This window comes from Sphingomonas beigongshangi (assembly GCF_016820445.1).
GTDB lineage: Bacteria > Pseudomonadota > Alphaproteobacteria > Sphingomonadales > Sphingomonadaceae > Sphingomonas > Sphingomonas beigongshangi.
Window position 1 is genome coordinate 188,393 of the sequence record NZ_JADHDT010000007.1, and the last position, 23,237, is coordinate 211,629.

General features: G+C 67.6%; 28 protein-coding genes and 2 tRNA genes. 25 read left to right on the plus strand and 5 right to left on the minus strand.

Features of this window, described 5'->3' with window-relative positions; translation table 11 throughout:
- Window positions 1-17 precede the first annotated feature (17 nt).
- The 4 genes from IQ292_RS14000 (at window position 18) to IQ292_RS14015 (ending at window position 3,351) form a co-directional block, all read left to right on the plus strand.
- Window positions 18-1,763: a class I adenylate-forming enzyme family protein gene (locus IQ292_RS14000; protein ID WP_203310932.1), complete on the plus strand. Its 1,746-nt coding sequence runs from the start codon at window positions 18-20 to the stop codon at window positions 1,761-1,763.
- A 65-nt stretch (window positions 1,764-1,828) separates the two neighbouring features.
- Entirely contained in the window at window positions 1,829-3,064 is a 1,236-nt protein-coding gene (locus IQ292_RS14005; protein ID WP_203310933.1) for an AI-2E family transporter, read from the plus strand.
- Between the two features lie 69 nt (window positions 3,065-3,133).
- Window positions 3,134-3,210 (plus strand) — tRNA-Asp (locus tag IQ292_RS14010).
- Between the two features lie 64 nt (window positions 3,211-3,274).
- Window positions 3,275-3,351 (plus strand) — tRNA-Asp (locus tag IQ292_RS14015).
- A gap of 221 nt (window positions 3,352-3,572) precedes the next feature.
- On the opposite strand, the gene IQ292_RS14020 is transcribed toward IQ292_RS14015, so the two are convergent.
- The 4 genes from IQ292_RS14020 to IQ292_RS14035 form a co-directional block, all read right to left on the minus strand.
- Window positions 3,573-3,779: a DUF2842 domain-containing protein gene (locus tag IQ292_RS14020; protein ID WP_308814237.1), complete on the minus strand. Its 207-nt coding sequence runs from the start codon at window positions 3,777-3,779 to the stop codon at window positions 3,573-3,575.
- Entirely contained in the window at window positions 3,776-4,312 is a 537-nt protein-coding gene (locus IQ292_RS14025) for a 5-formyltetrahydrofolate cyclo-ligase (RefSeq protein WP_203310934.1), read from the minus strand. The genes IQ292_RS14020 and IQ292_RS14025 overlap by 4 nt, the downstream gene beginning before the upstream one ends.
- Window positions 4,313-4,738: 426 nt before the next feature.
- A complete protein-coding gene (locus IQ292_RS14030) occupies window positions 4,739-5,047 on the minus strand; it encodes a cell division protein ZapA (RefSeq protein WP_203310935.1) in 309 nt (102 codons plus the stop codon).
- Window positions 5,047-5,229: a hypothetical protein gene (locus IQ292_RS14035; protein ID WP_203310936.1), complete on the minus strand. Its 183-nt coding sequence runs from the start codon at window positions 5,227-5,229 to the stop codon at window positions 5,047-5,049. The genes IQ292_RS14030 and IQ292_RS14035 overlap by 1 nt, the downstream gene beginning before the upstream one ends.
- Window positions 5,230-5,482: 253 nt before the next feature.
- On the opposite strand from IQ292_RS14035, the gene gap reads away from it, so the two are divergent.
- From gap to IQ292_RS14050, 3 genes are all read left to right on the plus strand, one after another.
- A complete protein-coding gene (gene gap, locus IQ292_RS14040; protein WP_203310937.1) occupies window positions 5,483-6,493 on the plus strand; it encodes a type I glyceraldehyde-3-phosphate dehydrogenase in 1,011 nt (336 codons plus the stop codon).
- 99 nt (window positions 6,494-6,592) lie between these two features.
- The gene (locus tag IQ292_RS14045) at window positions 6,593-7,084 is read left to right on the plus strand and encodes an MOSC domain-containing protein (protein WP_203310938.1); all 492 of its coding nucleotides are present in this window, start codon (window positions 6,593-6,595) and stop codon (window positions 7,082-7,084) included.
- The gene (locus tag IQ292_RS14050) at window positions 7,081-8,271 is read left to right on the plus strand and encodes a phosphoglycerate kinase (protein WP_203310939.1); all 1,191 of its coding nucleotides are present in this window, start codon (window positions 7,081-7,083) and stop codon (window positions 8,269-8,271) included. The genes IQ292_RS14045 and IQ292_RS14050 overlap by 4 nt, the downstream gene beginning before the upstream one ends.
- Window positions 8,272-8,302: 31 nt before the next feature.
- Here IQ292_RS14050 and IQ292_RS14055 read toward each other — a convergent pair whose 3' ends face one another.
- A complete protein-coding gene (locus tag IQ292_RS14055) occupies window positions 8,303-8,827 on the minus strand; it encodes a TlpA family protein disulfide reductase (protein ID WP_203310940.1) in 525 nt (174 codons plus the stop codon).
- A 153-nt stretch (window positions 8,828-8,980) separates the two neighbouring features.
- Between IQ292_RS14055 and IQ292_RS14060 the strand changes: the two genes are divergently transcribed.
- From IQ292_RS14060 to nuoK, 18 genes are all read left to right on the plus strand, one after another.
- A complete protein-coding gene (locus IQ292_RS14060) occupies window positions 8,981-9,886 on the plus strand; it encodes a fructose bisphosphate aldolase (protein WP_203311047.1) in 906 nt (301 codons plus the stop codon).
- Between the two features lie 126 nt (window positions 9,887-10,012).
- Window positions 10,013-10,726, plus strand: coding sequence for a thiamine phosphate synthase (thiE, locus tag IQ292_RS14065; protein WP_203310941.1), 714 nt, complete (start codon window positions 10,013-10,015; stop codon window positions 10,724-10,726).
- 43 nt (window positions 10,727-10,769) lie between these two features.
- Window positions 10,770-10,934: a hypothetical protein gene (locus tag IQ292_RS14070; RefSeq protein ID WP_203310942.1), complete on the plus strand. Its 165-nt coding sequence runs from the start codon at window positions 10,770-10,772 to the stop codon at window positions 10,932-10,934.
- Window positions 10,935-10,938: 4 nt separating this feature from the next.
- Window positions 10,939-11,538 (plus strand): M23 family metallopeptidase, encoded by a 600-nt coding sequence (locus IQ292_RS14075; RefSeq protein WP_203310943.1) that lies wholly within the window; start codon window positions 10,939-10,941, stop codon window positions 11,536-11,538.
- Window positions 11,539-11,605: 67 nt separating this feature from the next.
- Window positions 11,606-12,169, plus strand: coding sequence for an elongation factor P (gene efp / locus IQ292_RS14080; protein ID WP_203310944.1), 564 nt, complete (start codon window positions 11,606-11,608; stop codon window positions 12,167-12,169).
- Window positions 12,170-12,309: 140 nt separating this feature from the next.
- Window positions 12,310-13,122 carry an inositol monophosphatase family protein gene (locus tag IQ292_RS14085; RefSeq protein WP_203310945.1) on the plus strand — a complete coding sequence of 271 codons (813 nt, stop codon included), beginning with the start codon at window positions 12,310-12,312 and terminating at the stop codon, window positions 13,120-13,122.
- Window positions 13,123-13,364: 242 nt separating this feature from the next.
- Entirely contained in the window at window positions 13,365-13,739 is a 375-nt protein-coding gene (locus IQ292_RS14090; protein WP_115380546.1) for an NADH-quinone oxidoreductase subunit A, read from the plus strand.
- Window positions 13,736-14,296 carry a NuoB/complex I 20 kDa subunit family protein gene (locus IQ292_RS14095; RefSeq protein ID WP_203310946.1) on the plus strand — a complete coding sequence of 187 codons (561 nt, stop codon included), beginning with the start codon at window positions 13,736-13,738 and terminating at the stop codon, window positions 14,294-14,296. The genes IQ292_RS14090 and IQ292_RS14095 overlap by 4 nt, the downstream gene beginning before the upstream one ends.
- On the plus strand, window positions 14,293-15,147 hold the full coding sequence (locus IQ292_RS14100) for an NADH-quinone oxidoreductase subunit C (protein WP_203310947.1): 855 nt from the start codon (window positions 14,293-14,295) through the stop codon (window positions 15,145-15,147). Before IQ292_RS14095 ends, IQ292_RS14100 begins: the two co-directional genes overlap by 4 nt.
- A gap of 20 nt (window positions 15,148-15,167) precedes the next feature.
- Window positions 15,168-16,379, plus strand: a complete 1,212-nt coding sequence (locus IQ292_RS14105; RefSeq protein WP_203311048.1) for an NADH-quinone oxidoreductase subunit D — start codon at window positions 15,168-15,170, stop codon at window positions 16,377-16,379.
- Window positions 16,379-17,047, plus strand: a complete 669-nt coding sequence (locus IQ292_RS14110) for a complex I 24 kDa subunit family protein (RefSeq protein WP_203310948.1) — start codon at window positions 16,379-16,381, stop codon at window positions 17,045-17,047. The genes IQ292_RS14105 and IQ292_RS14110 overlap by 1 nt, the downstream gene beginning before the upstream one ends.
- Window positions 17,047-18,351: an NADH-quinone oxidoreductase subunit NuoF gene (nuoF, locus tag IQ292_RS14115; RefSeq protein WP_203310949.1), complete on the plus strand. Its 1,305-nt coding sequence runs from the start codon at window positions 17,047-17,049 to the stop codon at window positions 18,349-18,351. Before IQ292_RS14110 ends, nuoF begins: the two co-directional genes overlap by 1 nt.
- Window positions 18,348-18,599 carry a hypothetical protein gene (locus IQ292_RS14120; protein WP_203310950.1) on the plus strand — a complete coding sequence of 84 codons (252 nt, stop codon included), beginning with the start codon at window positions 18,348-18,350 and terminating at the stop codon, window positions 18,597-18,599. Before nuoF ends, IQ292_RS14120 begins: the two co-directional genes overlap by 4 nt.
- Window position 18,600: 1 nt before the next feature.
- Window positions 18,601-20,619 carry an NADH-quinone oxidoreductase subunit NuoG gene (gene nuoG, locus IQ292_RS14125; protein WP_203310951.1) on the plus strand — a complete coding sequence of 673 codons (2,019 nt, stop codon included), beginning with the start codon at window positions 18,601-18,603 and terminating at the stop codon, window positions 20,617-20,619.
- Between the two features lie 26 nt (window positions 20,620-20,645).
- Window positions 20,646-21,665: an NADH-quinone oxidoreductase subunit NuoH gene (gene nuoH / locus IQ292_RS14130; RefSeq protein WP_203311049.1), complete on the plus strand. Its 1,020-nt coding sequence runs from the start codon at window positions 20,646-20,648 to the stop codon at window positions 21,663-21,665.
- A gap of 124 nt (window positions 21,666-21,789) precedes the next feature.
- The gene (nuoI, locus tag IQ292_RS14135) at window positions 21,790-22,275 is read left to right on the plus strand and encodes an NADH-quinone oxidoreductase subunit NuoI (protein ID WP_115380527.1); all 486 of its coding nucleotides are present in this window, start codon (window positions 21,790-21,792) and stop codon (window positions 22,273-22,275) included.
- A gap of 45 nt (window positions 22,276-22,320) precedes the next feature.
- Window positions 22,321-22,932 carry an NADH-quinone oxidoreductase subunit J gene (locus IQ292_RS14140; RefSeq protein ID WP_203310952.1) on the plus strand — a complete coding sequence of 204 codons (612 nt, stop codon included), beginning with the start codon at window positions 22,321-22,323 and terminating at the stop codon, window positions 22,930-22,932.
- A complete protein-coding gene (gene nuoK, locus IQ292_RS14145; RefSeq protein WP_115380523.1) occupies window positions 22,929-23,237 on the plus strand; it encodes an NADH-quinone oxidoreductase subunit NuoK in 309 nt (102 codons plus the stop codon). Before IQ292_RS14140 ends, nuoK begins: the two co-directional genes overlap by 4 nt.

Genomic DNA, 23,237 nt, shown 5'->3' on the forward strand with positions numbered 1-23,237 from the left:
CAGGAGAGGCAGAACCGATGGCCAGCGACCCGATCGTTCCCCTTCCATCCTCGTGGCCGGCGATGTCGATGGACGCCGCCGCCGCGCTGCTTACCGCGCCCGGTGCCCCGTTCGAGATGGAGACGGTGCCGATCCGCGGACTGGCCACGCGCGTCTGGAAGAACGCGCCCGCGTCGATCCGCGAGCTGCTGCAGGCCAGCCGCGCGCACGGCGACCGGGTCTTCCTAGTGCTCGAGGACGACCGCGTGACGTTCGAGGCCTTCTACCGCGCGACGGCGAGACTTGCCGAGCATCTCGTCGGGGCGGGGGTGGGGAAGGGTGATCGCGTCGCCGTGGCGATGCGCAACCTGCCCGAATGGCCGGTCGCCTTCTTCGCCGCGGCAGCGATCGGCGCGATCGTCGTGCCGCTCAATGCCTGGTGGACGGGCGCCGAGCTCGAATACGGGCTGGCCGACTCGGCGACGAAGCTGCTGATCGTCGACGCGGAGCGGCATGCCCGCCTGGCAGACCATTATCCGGCGTTGCCCGCGCTCGACGGGGTCATCGTCGCCCGCAGCCGCGAACCGTCCCCCGGGGTCGAGCGGCTCGAAGCGGTGATCGGCTCGCCCAACGAGTGGGCTTTCCTTCCGGAGACGGTGCTGCCGCCGGTGGCGATCGACCCCGAGGACGACGCGACCATCTTCTACACCAGCGGCACGACGGGAGCGCCCAAGGGGGCATTGGGCACGCACCGCAACATCGTGACCAACATCCTGTCGAGCGCCTTCACCGCGGCGCGGAGCCATCTGCGCCGGGGCGAGATGCCGCCCGAGCCCGCGCCGCGCGTCTCGCTCGGCGTCATCCCGCTGTTCCATGTCACCGGTTGCTCGGCCGGGCTGATGGGCATGGTCGCCAGCGGCTCGACGCTCGTCATGATGCGCAAATGGGACGCGGGCCAGGCGCTGGCGCTGATCGAGCGCGAGCGGGTGACGATGACCGGCGGCGTGCCGACGATCGCCTGGCAGCTGCTCGAGCATCCCGACCGCGGCCAATACGATCTCTCCTCGCTCGAGACGATCGCCTATGGCGGGGCGCCGTCCGCGCCCGAACTGGTCCGGCGCATCCATGAGGAGTTCGGCGCGCTGCCCGGCAACGGCTGGGGCATGACCGAGACGATGGCGACGGTGACGCAGCACGGCGGCGAGGATTATCTCAACCGCCCCGACAGCGCCGGCGCCCCTGTCGCGACCGCCGACCTGCAGATCCGTGGCGAGGACGGCGTCACCGCGCTGCCGCCGGGCGAGATCGGCGAATTGTGGGCGCGCGGGCCGATGGTCGTGAAGGGCTATTGGAACAAGCCCGAGGCGACGGCGGCGACCTTCGTCGACGGCTGGGTGCGCACCGGCGACCTTGCCCGCCTCGACGAAGAGGGCTTCCTGTTCATCGCCGACCGGGCGAAGGACATGGTTATCCGCGGCGGCGAGAACATCTATTCGATCGAGGTCGAGAATGTCCTCTATGCCCATCCGTCGGTGACCGACGCCGCGCTGGTCGGCATTCCGCACCGCGTGCTGGGCGAGGAGCCGGTGGCGGTGGTCCATCTGTGTCCCGGCTGCGTCGCGACCGAGGCGGAACTGCAGGCCTGGGTGCGCGAGCGCCTCGCCGCGTTCAAGGTGCCGGTCGCGATCCGCTTCCTGCCAGAACCGCTGCCGCGCAACGCCAACGGCAAGATCCTGAAGACCACGCTCAAGACGCTGTTCGCCGACCGTGCCGCGGCTGCCTGACGCGAGCGCCGCGGACGATGCAAGAAGCAGGGTTGCGTAGCGGAAAAATGCGCTAGAGCAGTCCCATGATCGACGACCCCGTGCCCGTCCGCCAACCCGCCCTCTCCCCGGAGGACGAAGCGGCGCTGGGCGCGCCGCTGGTCCCGGGGCGCGACGAGATCGGCAGGATCGCGCAGCGGCGCGACCGGCTGCTTGCCGCGCTGACGCTGATCGCGGGCATCGGGCTGGTCGCGGGCATCCCCTTCGCGCTCAAGTCCGGCGCCGAATTCTTCCTCCCGCTGACCGCCGCGCTGGTCATCGCGATCGCGCTGGTGCCGGTACTGGAATGGCTGGAGCGGCGGCGCCTGCCGTCGGCGCTCGCGGCGCTGCTGTGCGTCCTGGTCTTCCTGCTGGTCGCCAACGTCGCGATCGCGGCGATCGTGGTGCCCGCCACCGACTTCTTTCAGCTGCTGCCCAGCCGGATCATGCGCATCCAGCACAATCTGTCGCCTCTGCTCGACCTCTATTCGACGCTCGAGAAGTCGGTGAACAAGCTGTTCCGGCAGATCGCCTCCGCGCCGCCGCGCCAGCCGCAGACCGCCGCGGTGTCGCCGCCCAGTTCGATCCTGGAACTCGCCGCGACCTCGGCGCCGACGGTGATCATCCAGTTCTTCTTCGGCGTCCTGATCGTCTTCTTCTTCCTGTCGGGCTGGACGCGCATGCGCCGCCGGACGATCACCGGGCGGACCAGCTTCGACGGGGCGATGGCGACCGCACGTGTCATTCAGGACGTGGTCGACGACGTATCGGCCTATCTGGGCACGATCACGCTGATCAACATCACGCTCGGCTGCGTCGTCGCGGCCGCGCTCTACTTCATCGGCATGCCATCGCCGCTGATGTGGGGCGGGATCGTGACCCTGCTCAACTACGTCCCCTATTTCGGCCCGATCCTGGCGGCGTTCCTGCTGGCGGTGGGCGGCATGATGACCTTCACCGACATCTGGGTCGCGATGCTGCCGCCGGCGGTCATGATCGGCTGTCACCTGGTCGAGGCGAATGCAATCACCCCGCTGATCGTCGGACACCGGCTGACGATCAGCCCCCTGATGATCCTCGTCTCGCTCAGCTTCTGGGGCTGGGTGTGGGGGACGGCAGGCGCGCTGCTGGCGGTACCGCTGCTGATCATCATCCAGACGGTGATCGGCGCGGCGGGCAAGCCCGACATCGCCGGATTCCTCTTCGAGCATGGCACGCTGGTGCATCAGGAACGCGCGCGGCGGCGGAGAAACGAACGTGTCGACGACGCTAGCGAAGAATAGGCCTCCTGAAGAATAGGCCGTTGACACCCCTGCGACCATCGCCTAGTCGGCGCGCCTCAACGCTTCCAAGCGGGTGTAGCTCAGTTGGTTAGAGCGCCGGCCTGTCACGCCGGAGGTCGCGGGTTCGAGCCCCGTCACTCGCGCCACCTCTCACGAGGTGGCCGGATCTGCCGAGAAAACGCATAGCGCCATGCGCCGCGTGTCGTACACGCGGGTGTAGCTCAGTTGGTTAGAGCGCCGGCCTGTCACGCCGGAGGTCGCGGGTTCGAGCCCCGTCACTCGCGCCACGCCCCAGAAGAGGGCGTTTGTTTCCGGATTGTTTCCGGAAGGTCACAAAAGTCGCACACGTTTGGCCGTTTCGCGGTCGCCATGGGGAGCCGCGCGGATACAGGGCGCCCGTCCGCCTGATGACGACGCGTCCTATTCAGATCCCCGGCCCGGGGTGAGAAACAAGGGCGCTCGGCCCCGGCAGTCTCTTAACACAGATCAAGCGAAAAGTACAGGCGCGTCAGCGCCAGCGGCCCGTCTCCATCCAGCGCAGCAGCGGCTTGAGCGGTGCGATCCAGACGATCCCGGTGACGAGATAGAAGGGCAGTTGCAGCCACCATGCCCAGCCGCCGACGACCGGCGACAGGCTGGCGATGACGACGCACCAGATCGCGATCAGCGCCAGAATGGCGAACATGCCGGCGGGCTTGCGCCAGGTCGGGGTCACGGGACTATCCACTCCGATTCGGTGACGATGGCGTGCAGTGGCACGTCCCATGGGTCGGGGGCCAGCGCCGCCGTCTCCTGGACGGACCAGGCGACGCCGATTCGCCACGCATGCGGATGCCGGGCGAAGGCGCGATCATAGTGGCCGGCGCCCTGACCCAGGCGATTGCCGCGGCGGTCGAAGCCGACGAGGGGCGTCAGGATGATGTCGGGCGTGCCCTCATGCGACGAATCGGCAGGCTGGCGCAGGCCGAACGGGCCGGCGACGAGCGGGGAATCCGCATCCCAGGCGAGGAACCGGATCGGGGAGATGCGATCCACGACATGCGGCAGCACGACGACGCAACCCGCGGCCAAAGCGGCATGGACGAGGGGGAGGGGGTTGGCCTCGCTGCCGACCGGCACGTAGCTGGCGAGCGTCAGGCCCGGCGACAGACGCGCCAGGAAAGCAGGCGAGGGCGAAACGACGCCATTCCGCGCGAAGCCGTCGCGGACGGCGCGCAGACGGGCTCGAAGCGCTCGCTTGTCGGTCATGCCGGCGTCGTCGGGCCCGAGGCGCCCGCGCGCGCCGGACGCGGCCCCGAGCGACCGCTGCCGTGCGCCGTGCGCGGCGTCGCCCACCCTGTCCCTGCCGTTCGCATGTGCGCCGTCATCGCCGCGACGGTCCATAGTCCGCGATGCCGCCGATCGGCGCGTAACGCGCCACGGATCGTGGCGACACGGATCGATATCTCATTCTGAGAGGAAGAGCCTGCATCATGTCCGCCATCGCGGTGCGGGATCAGGGGGCGGGTGGCGGGACCGCCGTGGCCGTTTGCCATCATATCCACCGACGCCCAATACGTCAGGTGGGGACCATGTGCGTCAGGCCAGGGCCTGGGCAGGGACAGCCCCCGTGGATGAAGAATAGCCTCAGGGATTATCAAGGCTCGTACCGGGCAGAACCCGCCGCCCACCTATCTAGGCGCTCGGCGGCGTCTGCTCAAGGGCATCCGCAAGCGCTTCGAGACGATCGGCGATGCGGGCGAGCGCGGCCTCGCTGACCGCCGCGCCCTCGGGCGCGCGATTGCGGCTCTCGTCGAGCGCGTCAGCCAGCATCAGGGCGACGAACAGCATCGCGCGCTCGCCGGGGATGTTCGCGGCGGCGCGCAGGCCGGCCGGCCACAGCTCCGCGACCATCCGGCCGAGCTGCGTCAGGCGCGCCTCCTCGCCGTCGCGACAGGCGATGGCATGCTGGCGGCCGCCGATGTCGAGCGTGACCTGCGCCATCAGGCGGCGGTGCCCCGGGCGATCACCTCGTCGAGCGCGCTGACCGCTTCCGCCATCCGTGCCTTGAGCGCGGCATGGCGGCGGGCAAGCGCGTCGCCGGCGCGCGCGCGCGCGTCGATCGCCGCCTCGATCCTGGCGATGGCGGCGTCGATACGGTCTACGGCGGAAGGATCGTCGGGCATTTCGAGGGAGGTAGGCGCGCTTCCCGGTGGCGGCAAGCGGGCAATCGCGCGTGCGGCGACGGGTGGGGGGATTTGCGCGAAGATGCGAGGCGTCGGGCATGCGGCCGCGAGCGTCCGTCCCTTCGCATGACCCATAATGACCCGCGACGGGCCGGCGCCGGTTGACAGCGGTACCCCCGTCCCCGCAAAGGCGCATGCGTCCGGCGCGAGCCCTTCTTTCGGCGTCGCGCTGCATCCCAAGAGGAGAGTCAGGATGACGGTAAAGGTTGCGATCAACGGCTTCGGACGGATCGGCCGCCTGGTCGCGCGCGCGATGATCGAGCGCGGCGGCGACGCGCTGGAACTGGTCGCGATCAACGACCTGGCCGATGCCAAGTCCAACGCCTGGCTGTTCAGCCGCGACAGCGTGCACGGCAAGTATCCGGGCACCGTCACCGCCGAGGGCAACGACCTGGTGATCGACGGCAAGCGCATCCGCGTGACCGCCGAGCGCGATCCCGCCAATCTGCCGCACAAGGAGCTGGGCGTCGACCTGGTGCTGGAATGCACCGGCTTCTTCACCGATCGTACCTCGTGCCAGAAGCATCTCGACGCCGGCGCCAAGAAGGTGTTGATCTCCGCGCCCGGCAAGAACGTCGACCTGACCGTCGTCTATGGCGTCAACCACGACAAGCTGACCGGCGAGCACACGATCGTCTCGAACGCGTCGTGCACGACCAACTGCCTGGCGCCGGTCGCCAAGGTGCTGAACGATGCGATCGGGATCGAGCGCGGCCTGATGACGACGGTCCACGCCTATACCAACGACCAGAAGATCCTCGACCAGATCCACCCGGACCTGCGCCGCGCGCGTGCGGCCGCCATGTCGATGATCCCGACCACGACCGGCGCGGCGCGCGCGGTCGGCGAGGTGCTGCCCGAGCTGAAGGGCAAGCTGGACGGATCGGCGATCCGCGTCCCGGTGCCTGACGTCAGCCTCGTCGACCTGACCTTCACCCCCGCGCGCGACGTGACGAAGGACGAGGTCAACGCGTTGCTCAAGGCGGCGGCCGAGGACGGCCCGCTGAAGGGCGTGCTGGTCTATTCGGACGAGCCGCTTGTCTCGATCGACCTGATGCATTCGCCGCAGTCGTCGACCGTCGACAGTCTGGAGACGGCGGTGATCGACGGCAAGCTGGTGCGCGTCGTCAGCTGGTACGATAACGAATGGGGCTTCTCCAACCGCATGGTCGACACGGCCACGGCGATGGCGAAGTTCTTGTAAGATATGCTCCATGCCTGACGTCGTCATTGCGAGCATAGCGAAGCAATCCAGGGCCGCGCGCGTGACGCTCTGGATTGCCGCGTCGCTTCGCTCCTCGCAATGACGGAGGAGCCTGTGGGCACCCTCGCCGGCATCGCCCGCCACGCCTTCCCGAAAGCGCCGATGGAGGTGCTGGACCATGTCGACGTGACCGTCGAGGGCGGCCTGCACGGCGACTTCCGCGGCGCGGTCAAGCCGGGCGGACGCGGCCGGCGGCAGGTGACGCTGATCGAGCGCGGCGACTGGGAAGCGGCGATGGCCGAGCTCGGCCATGCCATCCCGTGGCAGGAACGGCGCGCAAACCTGTTGATCGACGGGCTCGACCTGCCGCAGGTGGCGGGTACGCTGATCGGCATCGGCGCGCAGGTCGTCCTGGAAATCACCGTGGAATGCGATCCGTGCAGCCGCATGGAAACGATCGCGACCGGCCTCAAGGCCGCGCTCACCCCCGACTGGCGCGGCGGCGCCTGTTCGCGCGTCCGGCGCGGCGGCCGCATCGCGCTGGGCGATGACGTCGTCATCCTCGATCCCCTACAAGGACAGCTTTTATGACCAAGCCCTTCAAGACGCTCGATGACATGGGCGATGTCGCGGGCAAGCGCGTGCTGGTGCGCGAGGATCTGAACGTGCCGATGGCGGACGGGCAGGTCACCGATGACACCCGCTTGCGCGCGACGCTGGCGACGGTGACCGAGCTCGCCGACCGCGGCGCGAAGGTGCTGGTGCTGGCGCATTTCGGGCGGCCCAAGGGGCAGCGCAACGCCGACATGTCGCTCGCGATGGTGACGAAACCCTATGCGCAGGTGCTCGGCCGGCCGGTGCGGTTTGTCGACTGGGATGGCGCCGCCGATGCGGTGGCGCAGATGCAGCCGGGCGACATCGCCGTGCTAGAGAACACGCGCTTCTTCGCGGGTGAAGAAAAGAACGATCCGCAAACCGTTGCGATGTTTGCCGAACTTGGCGACTTCTATGTCAACGACGCCTTTTCCGCCGCGCATCGCGCGCATGCCTCGACCGAAGGGCTGGCCAAGGTGCTGCCCGCGTTCGCCGGTCGCGCGATGGAGGCGGAGCTCGACGCGCTGGAACGGGCGCTGGGCAACCCGCAGCATCCGGTCGCGGCGGTGGTCGGCGGCGCCAAGGTGTCGACCAAGCTCGACGTGCTCAAGCATCTGGTGGGCCGCGTCGACCATCTGATCATCGGCGGCGGCATGGCCAACACCTTCCTCGCCGCGCGCGGCGTCAACGTCGGCAAGTCGCTGTGCGAGCATGATCTGACCGGGACGGCCGAGGCGATCCTCGACGCGGCGGACGCGGCCAATTGCACGGTGCACCTGCCCTATGACGTCGTCGTCGCGACCGAGTTCAAGCCCAATCCGCCGACGCGGACCGTCAACGTCCACGAGGTCGCGGCGGACGAGATGATCCTCGACGTCGGCCCGAACGCGGTCGAGGCGCTGGGCGACGTGCTCAAGAATTGCCGTACCCTGGTGTGGAACGGTCCGCTCGGAGCGTTCGAGACGCCGCCCTTCGACGTCGCCACCGTCAGCCTCGCGCGCACCGCCGCCGCGCTGACGCAGGAGGGGACGCTGGTATCGGTGGCGGGCGGCGGCGATACGGTCGCGGCGCTCAACCAGGCGGGCGTCGCGGACGACTTCACCTTCGTGTCGACCGCGGGCGGCGCCTTCCTTGAATGGATGGAGGGCAAGGAACTGCCCGGCGTCGCCGCGCTGTCGCGCTGATCCGCCCGTTCCGCCGGGCCTGGCCGGGGGCTCAGGCCGGCGGGCGCTCGTTCAGCAGCGGCACGAGCACCGTGTTCATGTCGTCGACGTCCAGCGCGGCGGCCTTGGCGTAGCGGACGATCCCGGCGCGATCGATGATATAGTTGGTCGGGATCGCGCCGCCGATCGGCGCGTAATTGCCCTTCACCTTGCGCACCGGCGTGATCGCCATCGCACCGAACAGCGGCTTGAGACGGAAGATCGGCAGCGAATCCTCGGTCGTCGCGGCGAACACGCGCAGCCCGTTCTTCTGACGCAGCCGGTAATAGGCGTCGAGCATCGGCAGTTCGGTGCGGCACGGCACGCACCACGTCGCCCAGAAGTTGAGCACGACCACCTGTCCGCGCAGGTCCGACAGCTTCACCTTGGCGCCGTCGATCAGCGTCAGCTCGAAATCGGGCGCGGGCTTGCCGACCAGCGCCGACGTATGGGCGTCGGGTGGCGATGCGGCGCCGCTGCCCTGCGTCGAGATCGCCGCGAGCAGGCCGGCGGCGAGGCATGTACGGATGCGGTCCATGATGTTCGTGTCCCCCCTGTCCGCGGCAGCAAGCCATGATCGCGCGCCGTGGTCAATCGTCGCGACGCGGCGATTGCCGCGCCTCGCGGCGCCCGCTACGAGCGGCCCCGCATACGTATGCGCAAAGACGCACAAAAAGGAGAATCGGGGATGATGGATACCGCCGCAATGACCGCGAAGATGGCCGAGGGACAGGGCTTCATCGCGGCGCTCGACCAGTCGGGCGGGTCCACCCCCAAGGCGCTGAAGGGCTATGGGATCGAGGAGGGCGCCTGGTCCGACGACGCGGGCATGTTCGACCTGATCCATCAGATGCGCGTTCGCATCATCACCTCGCCCGCCTTCACCGGCGACAAGGTGATCGGCGCGATCCTGTTCGAGCGCACGATGGACGGCGATGCGGACGGACGGCCGGTGCCGACCGTGCTGCACGATCGCGGGGTCGTGCCGTTCCTGAAGATCGACAAGGGCCTGGAGGAGGAGGCGAACGGCGTGCAGCTGATGAAGCCCATCCCGGGCCTCGAAGACCTGCTCGGCCGCGCGCGCGGGCTGGGCGTGTTCGGGACGAAGGAGCGGTCGGTCGTCAATCTCGCCAATCGCGACGGCATCGCGGCGATCGTCCGCCAGCAGTTCGAGGTCGCCGAGGCGGTGATCGCCTGCGGCCTGATGCCGATCATCGAGCCGGAGGTGAACATCAAGAGCCCCGAGCGCGCCGAGGCGGATGCGATCCTGGTCGAGGAACTGCACAAGGCGCTGGACGCGCTCGATGCGGACAAGACGGTCATGCTCAAGCTGTCGCTGCCCGCCCAGCCGGGTAGCTACGACGCGCTGATCGCGCATCCCAAGGTGCTGCGCGTCGTCGCGCTGTCGGGCGGTTACGGGCGCACCGACGCCTGCGCCGAGCTCGCGAAGAACAAGGGCATGATCGCGAGCTTCAGCCGCGCGTTGCTTGAAGACCTGCGCGCGCAGATGAGCGACGCCGAATTCGACAAGGCGCTGGGCGCGGCGATCGACGAAATCTATGCGGCATCGACGCACAAGGTCGCGGAAGCGGCCTGACCGGTCGAACTCGCCCCCGCCCTTGCCGGCGCGCTTGCGGGGGCGGGCCCTCCCGCCAGGCGCGGCGGCAGGGGGAAGGGCGAGGGTGGCTTTCGCTTGGCGGCCTTGCGCGATACAGCCGCCGGCATGACCCCAGACGAAGATCCGCTCGGTCCGCTCGACCCCGATTTTGCCGCCGCGTTCCAGCGCGACCTCTCGCGGCCGCCCTGCCAGCTCTATCTGATCTCCCCGCTCGACGTGGCGGGGGACTTCGCCGACCGGCTGGCGCGCGCGCTCGACGCCGGACCGGTCGCGGCCTTCCAGTTCCGCGTCAAGGACATCGACCAGCATGGCGCCGCGCGCCTCGCCGAGCCGCTGCAGCGCATCTGTGCCGACCGCGAGGTGGCGTTCATCGTCAACGACAGCATCAGCCTGGCCAAGCGGCTGGGCGCGGACGGCGTGCATCTGGGCCAGGGCGACGGCGACGCGCGCGAGGCGCGCACGATCCTGGGCCCATCGGTGCAGATCGGCGTCACCTGCCACGACAGCCGCCATCTGGCGATGGAGGCGGGCGAGGCGGGCGCGGACTATGTCGCGTTCGGCAGCTTCTATCCGACCACGACCAAGACGGTCGAGCATCGTCCCGAGCCGGTGATCCTCTCCTGGTGGTCGGCGCTGTTCGAACTGCCCTGCGTCGCGATCGGCGGCATCACGCCAGCCAACGCCGCGCCGCTGGTCCGCGCCGGGGCGGACTTCCTCGCAGTGTCGGGCGCGATATGGCAGGGCGACGAGGCGGCGGCGGTGCGCGCCTTCGCAGAGGTGCTGACGGATCATTCCGCGGTGGAAACAACCCGGCGGTGAGCCGTTGGTCCCTCGCTCGGCCCTTCGGCCGACGGGAGGACCCATGATCAAACGCTCTTTCCTCGCCGCCGCCGCGCTGGTCGCGATCGCCGGCGCCACCGAGGGGCATTCGCAGGGCGTCACGCCCGCAAAGGCGCATGGTCCGGATTGCGCCGACGCGCCCGGGGTGCGAACGGCGACCGCGACCGACGTTACGGTGCGCGGCTGACCGCATGACGCGATTGGGCTGGGGCATATTGGTCGCGATCGTGGTGGTGATCGCCGGCTTCGCGTCGGTGACGCGGTTCGGCACGATCCGGCCGGAGGCGCGCATGGCGCGCGATGCCGCCGCGCCGTCGCCAGGTGCGGTGGCCCCGGCGACGAGCCCCGGTCGCCTGGTCGTGCCGGTCGCGGGTGTCGCGCGCGCGGCGCTGCGGGACAATTGGGGCGATCCGCGCGAGGGCGGCGCACGCGCGCATCACGGCCTCGACATACCGGCGGCGGCGGGCACGGCGGTGCTCGCCGCGGCACCGGGGCGGGTGGAGAAGCTGTTCCAGTCGGGCAGGGGCGGCACGACCCTGTACGTGCGATCGACCGACGGCGGGACCGCCTATTATTATGCGCACCTTGCCGGCTACGCGCCCGGTATCGCCGAGGGGCGGATCGTCCGCGCGGGCGAGACCATCGCCTTCGTCGGCGACAGCGGCGATGCCGGGCCGGGCAATTACCACCTGCATTTCGGCGTCCAGCGGATGGCGCCCGGGATGCGCTGGTGGCAGGGCGAGGATGTCGATCCCTACCCGATACTTGCCGCGGGCACGGCGCCACGGTAAGAGCGCGCCTTCCGGGCGCGACCCCTCGTGGCGGCGCCCACTCGCTCTTTCCAGTAGGTTCAGATCCATGAAGATCAGCGGCGTGGACATCCGTCCCGGCAACATCATCGAGTATGAAGGCGGCATCTGGCGCGCCGTGAAGATCCAGCACACGCAGCCCGGCAAGGGCGGCGCGTACATGCAGGTGGAGCTGAAGAACCTGCGTGACGGGCGCAAGAACAACGTCCGCTTCCGCTCGGCCGAGACGGTGGAGCGCGTGCGCCTCGACACCAAGGACTTCCAGTTCCTGTTCGCCGACGGCGACGGCCTGGTCTTCATGGACAAGGACACCTACGACCAGGTGACGCTGCCGCGCGACCTGCTCGGCGATGCCGCCGCCTTCCTGCAGGACGGCATGGACGTCGTCATGGAATTGTACGACGAGGAAGCGATCAGCGTGCAGCTGCCCGACACGATCGAGGCGACGATCGTCGAGGCGGACGCGGTGGTGAAGGGGCAGACCGCCTCGTCCAGCTACAAGCCCGCGATCCTCGACAATGGCGTGCGCATCATGGTGCCGCCGCACATCGCCAGCGGCACCCGCATCGTCGTCGACGTGTACAACCAGGAATATGTGCGCCGGGCGGACTGACGAAGTCCCCCTCCCGCGCGCGGGAGGGACGGGGTGTTGGCCCGTGGCCGCGACATGGCGGTCAGCGGGTCAACCCCGACCATAACCCCGGACTTGCCCACCCCCGACCCCTCCCGCAAGCGGAGGGGGGAGATGATCGAATGCCTTCCCACTCCGGCCTTTTCACCGTCATCGAACGCGCCGCCCGCAAGGCCGCGCCGCGGCTGCGTCGCGACTTCAACGAGGTCCAGCACCTGCAGGTCAGCCGCAAGGGACCCGCGGACTTCGTGTCGATGGCCGACAAGCGCGCCGAGCAGACGCTGTTCGAGGAACTGCGCAAGGCGCGGCCCGACTGGGGCTTCCTGATGGAAGAGGGCGGCGAGGTGGCGGGCGATCCGTCGAAGCCGCGCTTCATCATCGATCCGCTCGACGGTACGTCGAACTTCCTTCACGGCATCCCGCATTTCGCAATCTCGATCGCGGTCGAGGAGCCGCTGCCCAACGGTAAGCGCGAGGTGACGACCGGCCTGGTCTATCAGCCGATCACCGACGAGAGCTTCTGGGCGGAAAAGGGGCGCGGCGCGTGGCATACCGACCAGCGCCTGCGCGTCTCGGCGCGCCGCGACCTGTCTGAAGCGCTGATCGCGACCGGCATCCCGTTCCTGGGCCATGGCGATTTCGTCCAGTGGAGCCGCATCTTCGGTGCGATCGCCCCGGAGGTCGCGGGCATCCGTCGCTTCGGCTCGGCCGCGCTCGACCTCGCCTGGGTCGCGGCGGGCCGGTTCGACGGCTATTGGGAATCGGGACTGAAGCCCTGGGACACGGCGGCGGGCCTGCTGCTGGTCAAGGAAGCGGGCGGCTATGTGACCGACTTCCGCGGCGCGGATCGCGCGATGGAGCGCAACGAGTTCCTCGCGGCGAACGACGGCCTTCACACCAAGCTGCACAAGCTGGTGGCGGGCGCTTTGCGCTGACGCTGCGGGCGTTCCGCACGCATCCTCACCCCATCGGCGGCGTTGCCGCCTCTTCCTTCTCCCGATGGAAGAGGAAGGGCGCGCCGTGGGCGCGAAAGGGTGGGGGTCGGTAACCGCTTCCACGCACGTGGATCGAACCCGAGCCGTCGCTTCCTGCGATTCATTCTCACGCCCCGCGGCCTTGCCCGGCTCCTGTCACCGTCCTAAAGCGACCCCATCCATTCGCACTTGCGAGAAGCCTCTTGGTCGACCTGTCGCAATATCTGCCGATCCTGATTTTCCTGGGTATCGCCCTGGCGCTGTCGAGCACGTTCGTGTTCCTGCCCATGGCGGTCGCCCGGCTGACCGGCACCCACAAGCCCAACGAGCAGAAGCTCAGCGAATATGAGTGCGGCTTCCCCGCCTTCGAGGATCCGCGCAGCCAGTTCGACGTGCGCTTTTATCTGATCGCCATCCTGTTCATCATCTTCGATCTCGAAGCGGCCTTCCTATATCCTTGGGCAGTCAGCGTCTTTTCGCTCGGCTGGACCGCTTGGATCTCCATGATGATCTTCATCGGCGAGCTGGCGCTGGGACTCGTATACGCCTGGAAGAAGGGAGCGTTGGATTGGGAATGACCCCCACATCCGGACCCGTTGAGCTCGATCGCGCGGCAGGGAGCAGCTCGCTGATCCCGCCCGACCAGGGCTTTTTCGACAGCCTGAACGGTGAACTGACCGACAAGGGCTTTCTGGTCACCTCGACCGAGGAACTGTTCCAGTGGGCCCGCACGGGTTCGCTGTGGTGGATGACGTTCGGCCTCGCCTGCTGCGCGGTCGAGATGATCCACGTGAACATGCCGCGCTACGACCTGGAGCGGTTCGGCGCCGCGCCGCGCGCGTCGCCGCGTCAGTCGGACGTGATGATCGTCGCCGGCACGCTGTGCAACAAGATGGCGCCCGCGCTCCGCAAGGTCTACGACCAGATGTCGGAGCCCAAGTACGTCATCTCGATGGGCAGCTGCGCCAATGGCGGCGGCTATTACCATTACAGCTATTCGGTGGTGCGCGGCTGCGACCGCGTCGTGCCGGTGGACATCTACGTCCCCGGTTGCCCGCCGACCGCGGAAGCGCTGCTGTACGGCATCATGCAGTTGCAGCGGAAGATCCGTCGCCAGGGGAGCATCGAACGGTGAGGGCGCCCGCACCAGCCTATGCCGCGCATCTGAACGATGCGACGATCGACGCCGCGCGCGGCGCGCTGGGCGCGTCGCTGCAGCATGCGGTCGCCGAGGTCGGCGAGGTCAAGCTGTACGTGGATCGCGAGTCGATCGTCCCGGCGCTGACCGCGCTGCGTGATACGCCCGGCCTCGAATACCAGCAGCTGATGGAGATCGCAGGCGTCGATTATCCGGATCGGCCCGAGCGGTTCGAGGTCGTCTACTGCCTGCTGTCGCTGACCCGCAACCACCGCCTGCACGTCCATGTCTCCACCGACGACGTCAAGCCGGTGCCGTCGGTGACGGGGATCTGGCCGGTCGCCGGCTGGCTGGAGCGCGAGATCTACGATCTGTACGGCGTGCTGTTCAGCGGCAATGCCGACCTGCGTCGCATCCTGACCGACTATGGCTTCCGCGGCCATCCGCTGCGCAAGGACTTCCCGATGACCGGGTTCGTCGAGATGCGCTATTCGGAGGAGGAGAAGCGCGTCGTCTACCAGCCGGTGCAGTTGAGCCAGGACTTCCGCAACTTTGACTTCCAGAGCCCGTGGGAGGGCGCCGAATATGTCCTTCCCGGCGACGAGAAGGGCATGCTGCCCGAGGCGAAGGGCGCGCCGACGCCGCTGAAGGCCGACCAGATCCAGAAGGCCGATGCGGCGACCGCCCCGGTGGCGACGCCCAAGGCGGGCAGCGAGCCCTATGCCAAGACGGCGACCACCGATGCCGGCCAGACCGGCGCCGGCGAGCCGCACGGTGGGAACAAGGCCGAAAGCAAGCCCGGCGAGTCCGACGTCGTGCCGACCAAGGGTGAGGGACAGAACCAGTGAGCGACTATGTCAGCGAACTGATGGGTGTCGAGGATGCGTCCGATCCGACGACGGGCGACGTCACCATCCAGAATTACACGATCAACTTCGGTCCGCAGCATCCCGCGGCGCACGGCGTTCTGCGCCTCGTCATGGAGCTGGACGGCGAGATCATCGAGCGAGTCGACCCGCACGTCGGTCTGCTGCATCGCGGCACCGAGAAGCTGATCGAATACAAGACCTATGCGCAGGCGATCCCCTATTTCGATCGTCTCGACTATTGCTCGCCGATGTGCATGGAGCACACGTTCGTGCTCGCGATCGAGAAGCTGCTCGACATCGAGGTGCCGCTGCGCGCGCAATATCTGCGCGTGTTCTTCGCCGAGCTGACGCGCATCTCGAACCACATGCTCAACCTCGGCAGCCACGTGATGGACGTCGGCGCGATGACGCCGAACCTGTGGCTGTTCGAGATCCGCGAGGATTGCTACAACTTCCTCGAGCGCGCGTCCGGCGCGCGCATGCACCACAATTACATGCGCCCGGGCGGCGTCCACCAGGACGTGCCGCTCAAGCTGCTGACCGACATCGCCGACTGGCTCGACACGCGCCTGCCGCGCCTGTTCGAGGACGCGATCAGCCTGGTCGCCGACAACCGCATCTTCAAGCAGCGCAACGTCGACATCGCGACGGTGAGCCGCGAGGATGCGATCGCCTGGGGCTTCTCCGGCCCGATGATCCGGGCGGCGGGCATCCCGTGGGACCTGCGCAAGTCGCAGCCCTACGACGTCTACGACCGGATGGAGTTCGACATCCCCGTCGGCACGCGCGGCGACTGCTACGACCGGTTCATGGTGCGCGTCGAGGAGGTCCGCCAGTCGGCGCGGATCATGAAGCAGTGCCTGCGCGACATGCCGGAGGGGCCGATCGCCTCGACCGACCGCAAGGTGGTGCCGCCCAAGCGCGCCGAGATGAAGCGCTCGATGGAAGCGCTGATCCACCACTTCAAGCTCTATACCGAGGGCTATCACGTGCCCGCGGGCGAGGTGTACGTCGCGACCGAGAGCCCGAAGGGCGAGTTCGGCGTGTTCCTCGTCTCCGACGGGTCGAACAAGCCCTATCGTTGCAAGATCCGCCCGACCGCATTCAGCCACCTGCAGGCGATGGACTTCATGTCCAAGGGCCACATGCTGGCCGACACGACCGCGATCCTGGGCGCGATGGACATCGTTTTTGGTGAATGTGACCGCTAATGGCTGAAGCAGCACAGATTCCCGACGAGGCCGAGACCCGCGCACGCTGGGGCGGCTTCGCCTGGACCGAAGAGAACCAGAAGAAGGCGAACGCGATCCTCGCGCGCTACCCGGCGGGTCGCGAGCAGTCGGCGTCGATCCCGTTCCTCGATCTTGCCCAGCGGCAGGTCGGCGAGGAGACGCAGACGCAAGGCTGGCTGCCCGTGCCGGTGATCGAGTTCGTCGCGCGCCAGATCGGCGTCCCCTATATGCGCGTGTTCGAGGTCGCGACCTTCTACACGATGTTCAACCTGGCGCCGGTCGGCCGCTACCACGTGCAGGTCTGCGGTACGACGCCGTGCATGCTGCGTGGCAGCGACGACGTGCTGGCGGCCTGCAAGAACAAGGGGCTGATCAAGGGCAAGACCACGCCCGACGGCCTGTTCACGCTGACCGAGGTCGAGTGCCTGGGTACCTGCGCCAATGCGCCGATGGTCCAGATCAACGACGACAATTACGAAGATCTGGACTATGATCGCACGATCGCGGTGCTGGAGGCGCTGGCCAAGGGCGAGCAGCCGAAGACCGGATCGACGATCGGCCGCCAGACGAGCTGCCCCGAGGGCGGCCCGACGACGCTGACGGCGATGGTCGAGGACAATCATGACTATCGCGGGGAGTGGGCCTGATGCTCGCCGACAAGGACCGCATCTTCACCAATGTCTACGGGTTCCAGCCCTGGAACCTGCAGGCGGCGCTGAAGCGTGGCGACTGGGACAATACCAAGGCGCTGATGGCCATCGGCCAGGACGCGATCATCGACGTGATCAAGGCATCGGGTCTGCGCGGCCGTGGCGGCGCGGGCTTCCCGACCGGCACGAAATGGTCGTTCATGCCCAAGGAGCCCAAGCCCGACCGGCCGAACTTCCTCGTCATCAACGCCGACGAATCGGAGCCGGGGTCGTGCAAGGACCGCGAGATCATCCGTCACGATCCGCACAAGCTGATCGAGGGCGCGCTGATCGCGGGCTTCGCCATGCGTGCGCGCGCCGCCTATATCTACATCCGCGGCGAATATATCCGCGAGGCCGAGACATTGTTCGCGGCGGTGGCCGAGGCCTATGACGCCGGGCTGATCGGCAAGAACGCCTGCGGCTCCGGCTATGACTTCGACGTCTTCGTCCATCGCGGTGCGGGCGCCTATATCTGCGGCGAAGAGACCGCGATGCTCGAGAGCCTGGAGGGCAAGAAGGGCCAGCCGCGGCTCAAGCCGCCGTTCCCGGCCGGTGCCGGCCTCTATGGCTGCCCGACGACGGTGAACAACGTCGAGAGCATCGCCGTCGCGCCGACCATCCTGCGTCGTGGCGCGGACTGGTTCTCGAGCTTCGGGCGCGAGAACAACAAGGGCACCAAGCTCTTCCAGATCAGCGGGCACGTCAACAAGCCCTGCGTGGTCGAGGATGCGATGGGCATCACCTTCCGCGAGCTGATCGAGACGCATTGCGGCGGCATCCGCGGCGGCTGGGACAATCTGCTCGCGGTGATCCCGGGCGGATCGTCGGTGCCTTTGGTCCCCGCCAAGGACATCATCGACGCGCCGATGGACTTCGACGGGCTGAAGGCGGTCGGGTCGGGCCTCGGCACCGCGGCGGTGATCGTCATGGACAAGTCGACCGACATCGTCCGCGCGATCAGCCGCATCAGCTATTTCTACAAGCACGAGAGCTGCGGCCAGTGCACGCCGTGCCGCGAGGGCACCGGCTGGATGTGGCGCGTGATGGAGCGGCTGCGCACCGGCGACGCCGACATCAGCGAGATCGACACGCTGCAGCAGGTCACCAAGCAGGTCGAGGGCCATACGATCTGCGCGCTCGGCGACGCCGCGGCGTGGCCGATCCAGGGTCTGATCCGTCATTTCCGGCCGGAGATCGAGCGCCGGATCATCGAACGCAACGGCGGCTCGCTCGCCCCGATGCAGGAGGCGGCGGAATGACCGACGAGCGTGCGGACTTGATGCTGGAGATCCTGAAGAAGATCCAGAACGACGTCGCTTTGTTGCGGCGCGAACAGGCATCGCTCGGAACGCGGATGCTCGCGATGGAGGATCATCAGCGTGGGATCATCACCTCGCTTTATGGGGTGACCACGTCCATTCATGGTGTCGAGGTCGACATCGCTCATCTCAAGGATCGCGTCGATCGCATCGAACGTCGGCTTGGGCTGACGGATACGGAACACTGATATGCCCAAGCTCAAAGTAGACGGGATCGAGGTCGAGGTACCGCAGGGCGCCACCGTCCTCCAGGCATGCGAGGCCGCGGGCAAGGAGATTCCGCGCTTCTGCTATCACGAGCGGCTGTCGATCGCCGGCAATTGCCGCATGTGCCTGGTCGAGGTGAAGCCCGGACCGCCGAAGCCGCAGGCGTCGTGCGCGCTGCCCGCCGCCGACAACCAGGAAGTGTTCACCACCACGCCGATGGTGAAGAACGCGCGCGAAGGCGTGATGGAGTTCCTGCTGATCAACCATCCGCTCGACTGCCCGATCTGCGATCAGGGCGGCGAGTGCGACCTGCAGGACCAGTCCGTCGCCTATGGCAAAGGCCACAGCCGCTATACCGAGAACAAGCGCGCGGTGACCGAGAAGTATATGGGTCCGATCGTCAAGACGATCATGACCCGCTGCATCCAATGCACCCGCTGCGTCCGCTTCGCCGAAGAGGTCGCGGGGGTCGAGGAGATCGGCGCGATCTATCGCGGCGAGGACATGCAGATCACCAGCTATCTCGAGCAGGCGGTGACCAGCGAGCTGAGCGGCAACGTCGTCGACCTGTGTCCGGTCGGCGCGCTGACCAGCAAGCCCTATGCCTATGAGGCGCGGCCCTGGGAGCTGAAGAAGACGCTGACCATCGACGTGATGGACGCGGTCGGCACCAACATCCGCCTCGACAGCCGCGGCCGCCAGGTGCTGCGCTGCGTCCCGCGCATCAACGAGGACGTCAACGAGGAATGGGCGCACGACAAGACGCGCCATCATGTCGACGGCCTGGTGCGCCGTCGTCTCGACCGTCCCTATGTGCGGCGCGACGGCAAGCTCGCGCCGGTGAGCTGGGACGAGGCGTTCGCGGTGATCAAGGCCAAGGTCGATGCGGCCGGCTCGAACGTCGCCGCGGTCGCCGGCGACCTGGTCGATTGCGAGACGATGTATGCCGCCAAGGCGCTGCTCGCGAAGCTCGGTTCGACCAAGCTCGAGGGCCGGCAGACGGGCATGGACTATGACGTGTCCAGCCTGGGCGCGGTCAACTTCAACACGACGATCGCGGGCGTCGAGCGCGCGGACGCGATCCTGCTGGTCGGCACCAATTTGCGCTGGGAAGCGCCGCTGATCAACACGCGCATCCGCAAGGCGATCAAGAAGGGGGCGAAGGTCTACGGCATCGGCCCGGAAACCGAGCTGACCTACAAGGTCGAATGGCTGGGCAGCGAACTGTCGCTGCTCGGCGGTTTGCCGGAGGCGGTGGCCAAGGCGTTCACCGATGCCAAGGCGCCGATGGTGATCGTCGGTGGTGGCGCGCTGAAGGGTGGCCATGGCGCCGCGCTGGGCTTCGCCAGGCAGTTCAACCTGGTGCGCACGCTCGAGGACGGCACCGCATGGAACGGCTTCAACGTCGTGCACATGGCGGCGAGCCGGATGGGCGGGCTGATGCTTGGCTATGCGCAGAAGGGCGGCATCGCGGATGTCGCGAACGCCGGGGTGACCTTCTTCCTGGGTGCGGACGAGGTGGATTTCACGCGGTTCGGCGGCTTCAAGGTCTATGTCGGCCACCATGGCGACATGGGCGCGCATCACGCCGACGTGATCCTGCCGGGCTCGACCTATGCCGAGAAGTCCGGCACCTGGGTCAACACCGAGGGTCGCGTGCAGCGCGGCGAGCGCGCGGTGTTCGCGCCGGGCGATGCGCGAGAGGACTGGACGATCTTCCGCGCCCTCTCGGAAGTGCTCGGCCACACGCTGCCGTTCGACAGCCTGTCCGGGCTGCGTGAGGCGATGGCGGCGGAGGTTCCGGCGCTGCGCAATATCGGCCAGCTCGCCGGCTACGAATGGAACCCGCCGGCGCTGGACGGCGCCGGGCAGGGGACGCTCGCGGGCTATCCGATCAAGGATTTCTATCTGACCAACGCCATCTGCCGCGCATCCCCGACGATGCAGCGCTGCTCGGCCGAACTGGTCCATGGCGAGACGTTCGCGGAGGCGGCGGAGTGACCAATTTCTTCAACACCACCGTCGGCATGTCCTATGGCTGGGCATGGTTCGTCGCGACGATCGTCGGCATCCTGGTCATCGCGCTGCCGCTGATGCTTGCGGTGGCGATGATCATCTACGCCGATCGCAAGATCTGGGCGGCGATGGCGCTGCGCCGCGGCCCGAACGTCGTGGGGCCGCTCGGCCTGCTCCAGTCGTTCGCCGACGGCCTCAAGGTCTTCCTGCAGGAGACGATCGTCCCGGCCGCGGCGAACCGCGTGCTGTTCCTGCTCGCGCCGATCATCACCTTCACGGTCGCGCTGATCGTCTGGGCGGTGATCCCATTCCAGACCGGCGTCGTCGTCGCCGACATCAACGTCGGCCTGCTCTACGTGCTCGCGGCCTCGTCGCTCGGCGTCTACGGCATCATCCTGTCCGGCTGGGCGTCCAACTCCAAATATCCCTTCTACTCCGCGCTGCGTGCCGCGGCGCAGATGGTAAGCTATGAGGTCGCGATCGGTTTCGTGCTGATCTCGGTGGTGCTGTGGTCGGGTACCTTCAACCTGTCGGGCATCGTCATGGCGCAGCAGGGCCATGGCCTGGGCTGGATCAACGGCTTCTGGATCAACCCGCTGCTGTTCCCGATGGCGGTGGTGTTCTTCATCTCGGCGCTCGCCGAAACGCAGCGTGCGCCCTTCGACCTGACCGAAGCGGAGAGCGAGCTCGTCGCCGGCTATCAGACCGAGTACAGCTCGATGAGCTTCGCGCTGTTCTGGCTGGGTGAATATGCCAACGTCATCCTGATGTGCGCGCTCAACGCGACGCTGTTCTGGGGCGGCTGGCTGCCGCCGCTCAACGTCGGGTGGATGTATGCGGTGCCGGGGATTATCTGGCTGCTCGCCAAGATGCTGTTCTTCTTCTTCGTGTTCAGCTGGGTGAAGGCGACGGTGCCGCGCTACCGCTACGACCAGCTGATGCGGCTGGGGTGGAAGGTGTTCCTGCCGCTGTCGCTGTTCTGGGTGTTCCTGGTGTCGGGCGTGCTGATGTGGATGCGCGTGCCGGTGTGAGCCGGGTAAGTGCCTTGATCGTGCGCGCGGGGCTTGACCCCGCCGCACTCCGGCGTCGCGCGTTGGGCGGCGTCATCATCGGATTGACGGTCGTGGCCATCGACCGGGTTATGGGGTTTGGATCGTGAGCGTCGCACAGATCGTCAAATCGTTCACGCTTTGGGAGTTCGTGAAGGCGCACGCCCTCACGCTGAAGTATTTCTTCAAGCCCAAGGCGACGATCAATTATCCGTTCGAGCGGAACCCTGTGAGCCCGCGGTTCCGCGGCGAGCATGCGCTGCGCCGCTATCCCAACGGCGAGGAACGCTGCATCGCGTGCAAGCTGTGCGAGGCGGTGTGCCCGGCGCAGGCGATCACGATCGAGGCGGAGCCGCGCGACGACGGCAGCCGCCGCACGACGCGTTACGACATCGACATGACCAAGTGCATCTATTGCGGGCTGTGCCAGGAGGCCTGCCCGGTCGATGCGATCGTCGAGGGGCCGAACTACGAATTCTCGACCGAGACGCGCGAAGAGCTGATCTACGACAAGGCGAAGCTGCTCGACAACGGCGACCGTTGGGAGCGCGCGATCGCGGCGAACCTTGCCGCCGATGCGCCGTACCGTTAATGCGCGCCGCACCGCTCATCCCGGCTTAAGGGGGCCGACCAAATCGTGATCCAGGCTCTAGCCTTCTACCTGTTCGCCATCGTCGTGATCGGCTCGGGTGCGATGACCATATCGTCGCGCAATCCGGTCCATTCGGTGATGTGGCTGATCCTCGCCTTCTTCAACGCCGCGGGCCTGATGGTCCTGGTCGGGGCGGAGTTCATCGCCATGCTGCTCGTCATCGTCTATGTCGGTGCGGTCGCGGTGCTGTTCCTGTTCGTGGTGATGATGCTCGACATCGAGGTCGCGCAGATGCGCGCCGGATTCGCGCGTTACCTGCCGCTCGGCCTCGCGCTCGCGGTCGGCCTGGCGGCGGAGATCATCATCGCGGTCGGCGCGTGGAGCGCGGGGGGCGTCAAGCTGTCGCAGCGGATCGCGCCGATCGAGGGCAACGTGCCCAACATCCAGGCGATCGGCAATCTGCTCTACACGCGCTATCTGTTCGTGTTCGAGGGCGCGGGCTTCGTGCTGCTCGTCGCGATGATCGGCGCGATCGTGCTGACGCATCGCCAGCGTGGCGGCGTGCGCGGCCAGAACATCAGCCGCCAGAACGCGCGCCGTCCGCAGGACGCGACGCGCAACGTCCAGCCGCCGGTCGGCGAGGGGGTCCAGCTGTGACCATCGGTCTCATCCACTATCTGGTCGTCGCGGCCATCCTGTTTACCATGGGGGTGCTCGGCATCTTCCTCAATCGGAAGAACCTGATCGTCATCCTGATGGCGATCGAGCTGATCCTGCTGGCGGTGAACATCAACCTCGTCGCGTTCTCGGCCTTCCTCCACGATCTGGTGGGGCAGGTGTTCGCGATGTTCGTGCTGACCGTCGCCGCGGGCGAGGCGGCGATCGGGCTCGCGATCCTGGTGATCTATTTCCGTGGCCGCGGCACGATCGCGGTCGACGACGTCAACCGGATGAAGGGGTAA

Bases quoted from the DNA above. Each gene is read 5' to 3' on its own strand.
- IQ292_RS14070 (WP_203310942.1), top strand. From the start codon at position 10,770: ATGATCAAACGCTCTTTCCTCGCCGCCGCCGCGCTGGTCGCGATCGCC.
- thiE (WP_203310941.1), top strand. From the start codon at position 10,013: ATGACCCCAGACGAAGATCCGCTCGGTCCGCTCGACCCCGATTTTGCC.
- IQ292_RS14110 (WP_203310948.1), top strand. From the start codon at position 16,379: ATGGCTGAAGCAGCACAGATTCCCGACGAGGCCGAGACCCGCGCACGC.
- nuoF (WP_203310949.1), top strand. From the start codon at position 17,047: ATGCTCGCCGACAAGGACCGCATCTTCACCAATGTCTACGGGTTCCAG.
- nuoG (WP_203310951.1), top strand. From the start codon at position 18,601: ATGCCCAAGCTCAAAGTAGACGGGATCGAGGTCGAGGTACCGCAGGGC.
- nuoH (WP_203311049.1), top strand. From the start codon at position 20,646: ATGTCCTATGGCTGGGCATGGTTCGTCGCGACGATCGTCGGCATCCTG.
- IQ292_RS14120 (WP_203310950.1), top strand. From the start codon at position 18,348: ATGACCGACGAGCGTGCGGACTTGATGCTGGAGATCCTGAAGAAGATC.
- IQ292_RS14085 (WP_203310945.1), top strand. From the start codon at position 12,310: ATGCCTTCCCACTCCGGCCTTTTCACCGTCATCGAACGCGCCGCCCGC.
- IQ292_RS14095 (WP_203310946.1), top strand. From the start codon at position 13,736: ATGACCCCCACATCCGGACCCGTTGAGCTCGATCGCGCGGCAGGGAGC.
- IQ292_RS14025 (WP_203310934.1), bottom strand. From the start codon at position 4,312: ATGACCGACAAGCGAGCGCTTCGAGCCCGTCTGCGCGCCGTCCGCGAC.
- gap (WP_203310937.1), top strand. From the start codon at position 5,483: ATGACGGTAAAGGTTGCGATCAACGGCTTCGGACGGATCGGCCGCCTG.
- IQ292_RS14105 (WP_203311048.1), top strand. From the start codon at position 15,168: ATGGGTGTCGAGGATGCGTCCGATCCGACGACGGGCGACGTCACCATC.
- IQ292_RS14000 (WP_203310932.1), top strand. From the start codon at position 18: ATGGCCAGCGACCCGATCGTTCCCCTTCCATCCTCGTGGCCGGCGATG.
- IQ292_RS14030 (WP_203310935.1), bottom strand. From the start codon at position 5,047: ATGGCGCAGGTCACGCTCGACATCGGCGGCCGCCAGCATGCCATCGCC.
- IQ292_RS14060 (WP_203311047.1), top strand. From the start codon at position 8,981: ATGGATACCGCCGCAATGACCGCGAAGATGGCCGAGGGACAGGGCTTC.
- IQ292_RS14035 (WP_203310936.1), bottom strand. From the start codon at position 5,229: ATGCCCGACGATCCTTCCGCCGTAGACCGTATCGACGCCGCCATCGCC.
- IQ292_RS14050 (WP_203310939.1), top strand. From the start codon at position 7,081: ATGACCAAGCCCTTCAAGACGCTCGATGACATGGGCGATGTCGCGGGC.
- IQ292_RS14075 (WP_203310943.1), top strand. From the start codon at position 10,939: ATGACGCGATTGGGCTGGGGCATATTGGTCGCGATCGTGGTGGTGATC.
- IQ292_RS14045 (WP_203310938.1), top strand. From the start codon at position 6,593: ATGACGGAGGAGCCTGTGGGCACCCTCGCCGGCATCGCCCGCCACGCC.
- efp (WP_203310944.1), top strand. From the start codon at position 11,606: ATGAAGATCAGCGGCGTGGACATCCGTCCCGGCAACATCATCGAGTAT.
- IQ292_RS14055 (WP_203310940.1), bottom strand. From the start codon at position 8,827: ATGGACCGCATCCGTACATGCCTCGCCGCCGGCCTGCTCGCGGCGATC.
- IQ292_RS14005 (WP_203310933.1), top strand. From the start codon at position 1,829: ATGATCGACGACCCCGTGCCCGTCCGCCAACCCGCCCTCTCCCCGGAG.